Source organism: Pseudomonas sp. O39 (assembly GCF_045447295.1).
GTDB classification, from domain to species: domain Bacteria; phylum Pseudomonadota; class Gammaproteobacteria; order Pseudomonadales; family Pseudomonadaceae; genus Aquipseudomonas; species Aquipseudomonas antarctica_A.
In genome coordinates, this window is record NZ_JBJGXV010000024.1 from 101,300 (window position 1) to 109,334 (window position 8,035).

Genomic DNA, 8,035 nt, shown 5'->3' on the forward strand with positions numbered 1-8,035 from the left:
CTGACACTCAGCATTCGCGAGCAAGCCCGCTCCCACATTTGGATCTGCGCCAATGAGTTCTAACCGTTTGTCTTCTATATAGCTCCACAAGACTGAATTTCTTGCTATAAACGCACTCCGATGACCATTCGCCAAGCCCGTCCTGGTGCCTTTGGGGGTTAATTGGGAAAAAATGCCTGTCTTTTCAGTTGCTGAGCCCTCAAGTCGGCCTTAGACTGCCGCCCCTCGTAAATTGAGTGCCGGGTGGCGCTTGAAATGGATGGCGCCTTTCCGAGACCGGCACAGGCCTTCCGGGAAGCTCCCTTATTCGCCTTAATGCACGTATTTTTTATAGAGAAATCAATGACAAAGGAAAAGTTGCTGGCCATGCCGGCGGATGACTACATGAATGCCGAACAGCACGCTTTTTTCGAGCAGTTGCTGCAAGACATGAAGGTGGAACACCACGCGCGCATTGAACAGAACCGCATCGCCATCGAAAGCCTGGATACCCCGGCTGACCCGGCTGACGCCGCTTCTGTGGAAGAAGAGCGCACTTGGCTGGTGAATGCCATCGACCGCGACCAGCGTATGCTGCCGCAGCTTGAGCGCGCTCTGGAGCGCATCAAGGAAGATTCTTTTGGCTGGTGCGATGACAGCGGCGAGCCTATCGGCCTCAAGCGCCTGCTGATCAGCCCAACCACCAAATACTGCATCGAAGCGCAAGAACGTCACGAGCAGATCGACAAGCACCAGCGTCAAGCCTGATACGCTGAAGGCTGCTGTGCTGAAATTGGACGCCGTGCATGCGGTGTCCAGAAATACCGTTTACACCCCTGTCTGTTGATTTGCTGCAAGTAACTCCACTAAAGGCCCATGGATAATGGCCCAATACTGGCGTTTAATGCGTAAACAATAACGACAGGCAGTGGGGTAACGACGATGGCTGGAGACGGATCTCTGATGGGCGCAGCGGTGCCACCGCACACGGTGGCGCGCGTGCTGCCCGGCTGGCCGACGCAGCTTGTGCAGAGCGCCGCCCTGGTGCTGGTATTGCTGGGTCTGGCGTTTGCCGGCTTGCCGTTGTACGTCTGCGTGCCACTGGCCTTGTTGGTGATCTGGCTGCCCGCCCTCAAAACCCGTGCGCCCCGCGTGCAGCCATCCCCGGCCGTCGACACGGTGGGCGAACTGACCCGTGATCTTTCCTATACCACCAGCCATAACGCGCTTTCCGCTGCCGGCGTGGCCTATTCGGTCAAGCAACTGGCGGCTCGGGTGCAGTCGCAACTGAGCGCAGCCAAGCAGATTGTCAGCAGTGCCGAAGTGATGATCGGTACCGAACAGGTCACCTCCCAGCTCAGCCGCCAAGCCCTGGGCGCGGCCAGCCAGGCACATCAGTGCAGCACGCAAGGGCGTGAAGTGCTGGCGCAGTCGATCATCCGCATGCGCCAGCTCAGCCAGCGCGCCAATGCCAGCCGTGAACTGATCGAAGCCTTGAGCCAGCGCAGTGAGGAAATCCAGCGCGTGACCCTGGTGATCCAATCCATCGCCAGTCAGACCAACTTGCTTGCATTGAACGCCGCCATTGAAGCGGCGCGTGCGGGTGAGCACGGTCGCGGCTTTGCCGTGGTCGCCGATGAAGTGCGTGGTCTCGCCGGGCGCACAGCCACGGCCACCGACGAGGTTGGGGTGATGGTCGCTGATATCCAACAACGTACCGCTCAAGTGGTTGAGCAGATTCGTCAACTGTCGGCGGACCTGCACATCGGCGTCGAGCAAGTGGAACATGCGGGCGAGCAACTGGAAAACATCGCCAGCCTGGCGGCGGATGTGGAAGGGCAAGTCCATGAGATTGCGCAGGGCACCGACACTAACCGCGCGCAACTCGACAGTCTGTTCCACGCCGTGGAGCAAATGCGCAGCGACTTGACGGTGAGCGACGAGCAAACTCGGCAACTGGCCGACGTCGCCGTACAAATGGAGGGGCAAGCGGAAACCATCAGCGAACGCCTGGCTGAGGTCGGCCTGGACGACTATCACCAGCGCATCTACGACCTGGCCCGTGAAGGCGCCAGCCGTATTGCCGAACAGTTTGAGGCCGATGTCTTGCAAAACCGTATCAGCCTGGAGGACTTGTTTGACCGCAGCTACACGCCCATTCCGAATACCCGCCCGAGCAAATACCACACGCGTTTTGATGGCTACACCGACCAAGTCTTACCGGCGATCCAGGAGGCGTTGCTGCCGCGCCATGAAGGGTTGGTATTCGCTATCGCCTGCACACCTCAGGGCTACGTGCCGACGCACAACAAGGCGTTCTCCCACGCCCTCACCGGTGACGCGCAGGTCGATGCACTGCAGAACCGTACCAAGCGCAAATTTGAAGACCGCACCGGCATTCGTTGCGGCAGCCATCAACAAGCGGTGTTGTTGCAGACCTACACCCGCGACACCGGCGAGTTGATGCACGATTTGTCGGTGCCGATTATGGTCAGGGGCAGGCATTGGGGGGGCTTGCGCCTGGGCTATAAACCGCAAGGGGCTAAAGCCGCGCGTTAGGATTGTTGCTGTTTATGCAATGGAGCTATTCCGGGGATAGCTTTTTCCAACTGGAATAAAACCGTAGCATGGCCAACATTGTTAGGCAGCTAACTAATGTTGCGGAGATTCTCCATGCAAAATAAGGTTGATGTGGCCGTGATGATCGGCAGTGGCGTACCACAAGCCCTGCGTGCGCTGGGTCAGAAAGCTTGCTGGGTGGTGTTGCTCAATGGTGAGCAACGCGGCACTGCGTTCGCCAGCCGCGATGAAGCCGAGGAGTGCAGGGCTGCCTGGGAGGCGCTGATGCGCCTGGAACAGTCAGACAGCCTGCATTGACGGAGGTTAGTGCGGTTGATGCAGACGCTGGTTCAGTTCATCCACCGGGATGGCCCATTCGGCGTCTTCGCGCAATTCTTCCTTGAGAAACGCCGCTTGTTGCGGCGTCCAGAAAGGTGCATCGATCAGCTTAACGTCTTCATCCAGCGTGTGTGCGCCGATGAATGCGTCGATGGCTTCGGGGCTTGAATCCAGGCCGAGTTGTTCAAACAGAGTTTCAAGTGTCGGGATTGGCGCGTCCATGGTAGTTCTCCATGCAAGGTGATGGTCGTTGTGCATGTGAGGCTCAGGGCGTGTCAGAGTTCAGGAATTAAGTGCCCCCGAATCCACGGCGGTTTTCAGGGCCTTGGCGGCATCCTTTGCTGCAACTGCGGCGGCGTCGACAGTTTTGAACCAACGATCTTTTTCTACCTGATGCGTGGTGATCGTGGTCAGCGGTAGTTTGGCCCGCATGATGATCACCGCTTGAAACTCACCGTCTACTTCCCTTGCATCGCCATGGATGAAAAATTCGCCAATATCAAATTCCGTCACGTATAGCCTTCCCTTCAAGGTAACTGCACTGATGAAACCTGACCCGCAGGGGGCAAACTTCAATGGACGGAGCAGTATGGCAGTTGTTGAGGGGCGACGGCGCAGTAAAGTCATCCAGACGACGAAACGAACCCGCCGTAAGCGGCGTGCAAGCTGGCTTCGAGCTATTTGGCCAACTCGCAGGCCTGGGCGTGCGTACTGCGAAAACCTCTGATTCTGCCGCTGGTCACTTCCAGTGATATGTAAGAAATTGCGGCCGGCCGGTACAACTGGGTAAAGAACGGAATTGGAGTACCCGTTGGGGTAATCTAAGCAGTAGTATTGGCGCTCGTCTTGACATGATGAACGAGCGCCGGAAGGCGTAACGTCGTGTTGGCGTGGGTGCATGGCCAGCGCCTGTGGATCAATCGTGTTGACTCACCAGCAGCGTTTCGGCTGGTTTTGACCCGTGTTGCTGTTTTAGTATTGTCGTCGGCAGCCCATGCTTGGTTCCACGCCAGGTAATTTGTTATGTGTAGGTTGTCGGAAACTGCGTTTTTAACTGGGTTATTCTCTGAAGCTGGTCGGCGCGTATTCTCGGGCCGTTGAACCTGTGATTTTCTGTGGCGCCAGATGACCTTGCATGAGGTCCATCGCGCACGCCTGTACTAGTCTCATGACGTAGAAGCGGGTTCTCTTCAGTTTTTTTTCGAATGTGTAATCGTGGCTACGCGCTATTTTTTGTGGCTACGGGTCGTTTTTTTGTGCTGCCCGCTCCGGCGGTCGGCGTTATTTTTGATGTGGGGGCGTTTCCTTGGCAGTCAGTAATCTGGATATGCACGCGTTATTCGTGCTGGGTGATTTGCGCGCAAAGTTGGTCAAGCAGTTTCAATCCCGTTTCGTTTACATCACAGAACAGACGCCGGAAGGTATCTACATCGCCGAGATCGATACCGAAACGGCGATGGTCGTGGATGACAAGCCACGCCTGGAACTCAAGGTGGGTGACCACTTTCGCGCGGCCGTGTTGCCGAGTCGTGAAGGTGGCAAGTTCGAACTGAAGTTCCGCGACATCAAGTTGACGGTGTATGGCCTGGGCGATTACGCCTTCGTTTCTTCGGCCGAAGGCCAGGGCATCGTATTCAAGGAAGGCCACAGCGTGATGCTGGTGTTTGCGGCCAATGAACAGCTGCAGGAAGGCCTGACCAAAACCCTCAAGGCGGTGACCGGTAAGGCGGCCAAGTGGCGCAAGGGCGAACTGGTGACCTTCAAGGCCAGCGAGTAGTCGCCAAACACTGTGTGTATTTTTGCTCTCCCGGAACCTCTACTACAGTTGAGTTGACTTAACTATTCAGAGGCTTCGCGCATCCGCAGCAGAGCCTTCCGCTAGGGTTGTGAAAACGCGAGGTGCAAAGGCATGAAAGGATTGAGATCGCTGTTGGCGGCGTCCCTGACGACCCTGGGGTTGTCGGTGGCCTCACTGCCGATATCGGCCGCCCAGGCACCGGTGCATTTCGCCGACCTGAACTGGGAAAGCGGCAGCCTCATCACCGAGGTGCTGCGGTTTATCGTCGAGAAGGGCTATGACCTGCCCACCGACACCTTGCCCGGTACCACGATCACCCTGGAAACCGCCTTGGCGAAAAACGACATCCAGGTGATCGGCGAAGAATGGGCCGGCCGTAGCCCGGTCTGGATCAAGGCGGAAGCCGAAGGCAAAGTGGTCGGTCTGGGCGATACGGTCAAGGGAGCCACCGAGGGTTGGTGGGTGCCGGAATATGTGGTCAAGGGCGACGCTGCCAAAGGCCTTAAGCCGTTGGCGCCGGACCTCAAAACTGTGCAGGACCTGGCGCGTTACAAGGACGTGTTCAAGGACCCCGAGTCGCCTGGCAAAGGGCGCTTTCTGAACAGCCCGATCGGCTGGACGTCGGAAGTGGTGAACGCGCAGAAGCTCAAGGCTTATGGCCTGAGCGACAGCTACGTGAACTTTCGCAGCGGCTCCGGTGCGGCACTGGATGCTGAAATTGCGTCGTCGATCCGTCGAGGCAAACCGGTATTGTTCTACTACTGGTCACCAACGCCCTTGATGGGGCGTTACAAATTGATCCAGTTGCAAGAGCCACCGTTTGACGCCGATGCCTGGAAGACGCTCACCGACGCGGATAATCCGAATCCGAGGCCGACTCGGTCGTTGGCGTCCAAGTTGAGCATTGGTGTGTCGACGCCGTTCCAAAAGGACCACCCGCAGATTGCTGAGTTTTTTACCAAGGTTCAGTTTCCTATCGAGCCGCTTAATAAATCGCTGGCATCGATGAGTGAGAAACACACGCCGCCACGGGATGTGGCTCAAGCATTTCTGAAAGAGCACCCTGAGGTGTGGAAGGCTTGGTTGACGGAAGATGTGGCGCAGAAAGTGGAAGCGAGCCTGAAGTAACCGACGGTCCTTCTATTGAATGGATATCCAAATGTGGGGCCTGTGTGGGAGTCGGGCTTGCCCGCGATAGCATCGCCGCGGTGTAACGAATATACCGAGGTGACGGCATCGCAGGCAAGCCAGCTCCCACACTTGATTGCATTCCAGCGTTAGAACCTGGTTTGCACCGCGACCTCCAAGGTCCTTGGTGAACCCAGGTAGTACGCCGGCGACACATGCGCAAACTCGGCGTAAACCTCATTCGTCAGGTTACGCACCCGCCCGGTCACCGACGTGTGCGAGTCCACCTTGTAGCGCAGGAAAGTCCCGAACAGCGTGTAGGCCGGCACCGTCTGAGTGTTGGCATTATCCGCAAACACCTCGGCGACATACCGCGCATCCACACCGCCTTGCCAATCCTCAGAAAAGTCATAGGTCAGCCAAACGTTGCCCACGCGCTTGGGCACGTTGGTGGGTGTGTTGCCTTTGCGCGAGACCACCGCGCCGCTGGCGATTTTCTCGTTGAAATCATCGTACTCGGCATCCACCCAGGCAAAGTTGCCTTCGGCCAGCAGCCTTGGCGTGATGCGCAATGAACTGGCCAACTCGATCCCCTTGGATGTCTGGGCACCCACCGGGATGCTGTTGTTCGGGTCCAACGGGTCGGTGACGGCAAAATCCTTGCGCTCGATCTTGTACGCAGCGAGGGTGGCCGAACCGCGACCGTCCAGGTAATCGAACTTGCTGCCTACTTCCCACTGCTTGCCAGTCGACACGTCGAATACTTGGGTGGTGGTCGATGGCTGCTCAGCCGCCGTGCTGTATTGCACATACACATTGGCCGATGGAATGAACTGGTAGGTCAGGCCCACGCGGCCGGTTACCGGCTCCCAACTGCGCCTGAAATGCCGTGGGTTGGTGGCGGTGATGGTGCGGTGATTGGTGACGTCCAGATCGATAGCGTCGTAACGCAAGCCCGTCAAGAGCGAGAGTTTATCGGTGAGGCCCAGGCGATTTTCTACGAACAGTGCCTTGGTGGTGACTTGGTTGGTCTTGTCTTTGACGAAGCCAGGCTTGGTGCCTGGGATAGCGTAGAAATGCCCAGGGTTGTAGTCGTTCGGGTCCACCGTGCTGTTACCCGGCACGTTCAGCGGGTTGTTGGTAGTGCTGTTGACTTTGTACTCAAAGCCGCCCGACCACGTTGTCGAAAGGCCGAAGAACGTGTCGTCATGGCGCAGCTCGAATTGGTTGCCGTTCTGCTCGCCCTGATGACGGACTTGATAAGCGGTCGAGCGGTTCACCGCGCTATTGTCGGCGTTGTATTGGTAGGTCTCCAGGTTGCGATAGTCGCGTTGGCTGTCGAGGTGATAAAGGGTGTTTTTCAGCGTGGTACTGTCGTTGATCCGGTAGTCGATGATCGAGCGCGCCCAGAGGGTGCGTTGTTCGTAACGGCCGTCGGCGACGTTGTAATTGTTGAAGCGGTTGTGCTTGTCGATCTTCAACTCGCCGGTCTTGGGATTGAGCACCGGTGTGCCCCAATACGGGCTGTCTTCGTGTTCATCCTGGTATTCCAGGGCCAGGGTGTGGGACAGGTTGGGCGTGAGGTCGCTGAGCAGGGAAAACGCCACGCTCCAGGCATCACGCTGGTCGCGGTCGATGTAGCTGTGGTTGGTGTTGCGGCTGACGTCCAGGCGCGCGTAATGCTGCACCTCGGCGCCCGGTTCGGTCAGGGCGTGATTGAGGCCAAAGGCTATGCCGGCGGTGTCGTAGCTGCCATAGGTGAGCTGGCCTTCGGCGGCCTGTTCCTCACGGGTTGCGAGCTTCGTCACGTAGTTCAGCGAGCCGCCCACGGAGCCGGCGCCGTTGATCAAAGAGGAGGGGCCACCGACCAATTCCACCCGGTCGTAAATCCACGCATCGACCGGCCGTGCCAAGCCGGTGGCGACATTGATGCCATTGAACATTTGGGTGATCTGGCTGCTGGTAAAGCCACGATAGGATACAAACCCGCCAAACCCGGGCGGCGCACTGGCGTTGACGCCTGGCAGAGTGTTGGCCGCATCGCGAAAGGTCTTGGCGCCATGGCGCTCGATGTCATTGCGAGTGGCGATGGCCACCGACGCCGGGGTTTCCCGCACGCTTAACCCCAGCCGGGAAGCCGTGCCGCTGGATTGATCCAGGGCCAGGCCCGGCTCAGTGGATTGTTCACCATCAATGGTGGTGGGGGCTAATTCCAGCGCCCAGGCACAGACA

8 protein-coding genes are annotated in these 8,035 nt (G+C 57.9%); 5 read left to right on the forward strand and 3 right to left on the reverse strand.

Annotation, left to right across the window (positions count from 1 at the left end):
- The first annotated feature begins 342 nt into the window (after nt 1-342).
- The 3 genes from ACI77D_RS24280 (at nt 343) to ACI77D_RS24290 (ending at nt 2,856) form a co-directional block, all read left to right on the forward strand.
- Nucleotides 343-747 (forward strand): TraR/DksA C4-type zinc finger protein, encoded by a 405-nt coding sequence (locus ACI77D_RS24280; RefSeq protein ID WP_058411639.1) that lies wholly within the window; start codon nt 343-345, stop codon nt 745-747.
- Between the two features lie 558 nt (nt 748-1,305).
- Nucleotides 1,306-2,538, forward strand: coding sequence for a methyl-accepting chemotaxis protein (locus tag ACI77D_RS24285; protein ID WP_407017645.1), 1,233 nt, complete (start codon nt 1,306-1,308; stop codon nt 2,536-2,538).
- Between the two features lie 114 nt (nt 2,539-2,652).
- Nucleotides 2,653-2,856, forward strand: coding sequence for a hypothetical protein (locus ACI77D_RS24290; protein ID WP_053256457.1), 204 nt, complete (start codon nt 2,653-2,655; stop codon nt 2,854-2,856).
- A gap of 6 nt (nt 2,857-2,862) precedes the next feature.
- Here ACI77D_RS24290 and ACI77D_RS24295 read toward each other — a convergent pair whose 3' ends face one another.
- Together ACI77D_RS24295 and ACI77D_RS24300 are read right to left on the reverse strand one after the other, a co-directional pair.
- Nucleotides 2,863-3,099, reverse strand: coding sequence for a DUF2789 domain-containing protein (locus ACI77D_RS24295; protein ID WP_053256456.1), 237 nt, complete (start codon nt 3,097-3,099; stop codon nt 2,863-2,865).
- Between the two features lie 60 nt (nt 3,100-3,159).
- Nucleotides 3,160-3,390: a hypothetical protein gene (locus ACI77D_RS24300; RefSeq protein WP_407017643.1), complete on the reverse strand. Its 231-nt coding sequence runs from the start codon at nt 3,388-3,390 to the stop codon at nt 3,160-3,162.
- An 814-nt stretch (nt 3,391-4,204) separates the two neighbouring features.
- Here ACI77D_RS24300 and ACI77D_RS24305 point away from each other — a divergent pair.
- Both ACI77D_RS24305 and ACI77D_RS24310 read left to right on the forward strand, forming a co-directional pair.
- The gene (locus ACI77D_RS24305) at nt 4,205-4,654 is read left to right on the forward strand and encodes a hypothetical protein (protein WP_174244875.1); all 450 of its coding nucleotides are present in this window, start codon (nt 4,205-4,207) and stop codon (nt 4,652-4,654) included.
- A 132-nt stretch (nt 4,655-4,786) separates the two neighbouring features.
- A complete protein-coding gene (locus ACI77D_RS24310) occupies nt 4,787-5,803 on the forward strand; it encodes an ABC transporter substrate-binding protein (protein ID WP_259762638.1) in 1,017 nt (338 codons plus the stop codon).
- A 149-nt stretch (nt 5,804-5,952) separates the two neighbouring features.
- Here the strand turns inward: ACI77D_RS24310 and ACI77D_RS24315 are convergent.
- Nucleotides 5,953-8,035: TonB-dependent receptor (locus ACI77D_RS24315; protein ID WP_407017644.1), on the reverse strand; the 2,083-nt coding region annotated here is incomplete at its 5' end.